Annotated in this window: 2 protein-coding genes; both read left to right on the forward strand. The window is 43.0% G+C overall.

Annotation, left to right across the window (positions count from 1 at the left end; genetic code table 11):
• Nucleotides 1-1655 (forward strand): phosphoenolpyruvate--protein phosphotransferase (ptsP, locus tag B7C60_RS04720; RefSeq protein ID WP_245868547.1); only part of this gene is annotated, 1655 nt, incomplete at its 5' end.
• Nucleotides 1656-1664: 9 nt separating this feature from the next.
• A partial coding sequence (locus tag B7C60_RS04725) for a sulfite exporter TauE/SafE family protein (protein ID WP_245868548.1) occupies nucleotides 1665-2199 on the forward strand: 535 nt, incomplete at its 3' end.

A 2199-nucleotide genomic window follows, 5' to 3' on the forward strand; every position in this document is an offset into this window, starting at 1 on the left:
GCCCTGCATCAACACTTGATGTAGAAAAAGAACAAGCTTGGCTTACTCGAGCGATGGAAAGTGCACTGAGTGATTTTCGTAAATTAAGAAAAAAACTTGATAACGATATCAATAAAGAAGCATTAGCCATCTTTGATCTCTTTACTCATTTACTCAATGATCCCATGCTGGGCAATGATTTAAAAGCACAGATCCAAAAAGGAGACCGAGCAGATTGGGCTCTACGTCAGGTCGTTGAAAGTTACTCTAATCGGTTTGCTCGTATGTCGGATGCGTATTTGCGTGAGCGAGCACAAGATATTCGAGAGCTTGGCCAGCGTCTACTCTATTTTCTCTATAATACTGAGCATGAGCAGCAGCAGCTCGAGAAACCGATTATTTTGGTTGTTCGTGAGCTTACCGCTTCTATTTTGGCCACATTACCAAAAGATAAATTATTAGCGGTTGTCTCGTTGGAGGGAGCGGCCAATTCACACGCTGCGATTTTATCCCGTGCACTTGGTATACCTGCCATTATGGGGGTTTCGCTAAACCTAAAGCAGATCAATGGTAAAAGAGGTATTGTTGATGGGTACAGCGGTAAACTGTTTATTTCACCAGGAAAGCAGATTGTAGCCGAGTATCGGGCGTTAGCATATGAAGAACTGCAACTATCAAAAATGGTCAATGATGCGATTTTTGAACCAGCCTTTACCCAAGATGGAACACGTATTGAGCTGTTATTGAATGCAGGGTTAAGTGCCGATACTAACATTGCTATTAATCAAGGCATTGATGGCATTGGGCTATATCGGACCGAAATCTCATTTTTACTGCAGCATCGCTTTCCATCTGAAGAAGAACAGATTTTACAATATCGAGCAGTACTGGATGCTTATCCTGATCGCCCTGTGGTGATGAGAACTTTAGACGTTGGAGGTGATAAACCTCTGCCTTATTTACCAATCGAAGAAGACAATCCGTTTCTTGGTTGGCGAGGTATTCGTTTTACTCTTGATCATCCTGATATTTTTCTTATTCAACTGCGTGCGATGATGCGGGCGAATAGTGAGCATCATAATCTTAGGATCTTATTGCCTATGGTTTCTGGCGCAAAAGAACTTGATGATACTCATGCGTTAATCCAGCAAGCTTACCAAGAAGCGGTCAAGTTGGATGCCAGTATTGTGATGCCTAAAATAGGAATAATGCTCGAAGTTCCATCAATGCTCTACTTGCTACCGATGATAGCCAATAAAATTGATTTTGTATCTGTTGGTACCAATGACTTAACGCAATATTTATTAGCCGTTGATCGGAACAATGCTCACGTTGCTGATGTCTATGACTCGATGCATCCAGCCGTGATCATGGCTTTAAAACAGATCCAACAGACTTGTCTGCAATATTCGATTCCGGTTTGTGTATGTGGTGAGTTAGCGGGCGACCCTATCGGTGCGTTGTTATTGATCGGTCTTGGTTACACAACGTTAAGCATGAATGCTTCTAATGTTGCTAAGGTGAAGTATTTAGTTCGCCACTCAGCGCGTAGCGACTTGCAGTTATTAGCCCAGAAAGCCTTAATGCAATCCTATGGGCATGACATTTACAATATGATGCAGGTTCATTTTGAAAGTTTGGGTTTTGCCGGCTTTATTCGTGCGGGAAAGAAATAGGAATATAATGTGGGAATCGAATTAATTGCTCTACTGGTCATACTCGGCGTTATTGTGGGTTTATTGGCTGGCTTGCTAGGCATCGGCGGGGGATTACTCGTAGTGCCAGCTTTATTGTGGTTGTTACCTAAGGCTGGGATTGCAACGGATATTGTTATGCATTTGGCGCTCGCGACGTCTTTAGCCAGCATTATTGCTACATCAGCCTCTTCAGCACTTAATCATCTTAAGTTAGGTAATGTTGATCTGTTCGTTGTTAAATGGTTGTTACCCGGAGTTTTGCTTGGTGGGTTTTTAGGTTCTGGCGTGGCAGAGTGGATCCCTAGCCATTATCTACCCAAAGTATTTGGTGTGATTGTCTTACTGCTTGCCATACAAATGGTGATTTCTATCCAAGCGCGCTCAAATCATCCGATGCCGAAAGCTTGGGTGACCACCTTGTCTGGTACCGTTATTGGTATTATCTCTACGTTAGCAGGCATCGGCGGTGGTTCTCTTACTGTGCCCTTTTTAAATCGTCATGGCATTGAAATGAGAAAGGCGG

Source organism: Vibrio fujianensis (genome assembly GCF_002749895.1).
Lineage (GTDB): Bacteria > Pseudomonadota > Gammaproteobacteria > Enterobacterales > Vibrionaceae > Vibrio > Vibrio fujianensis.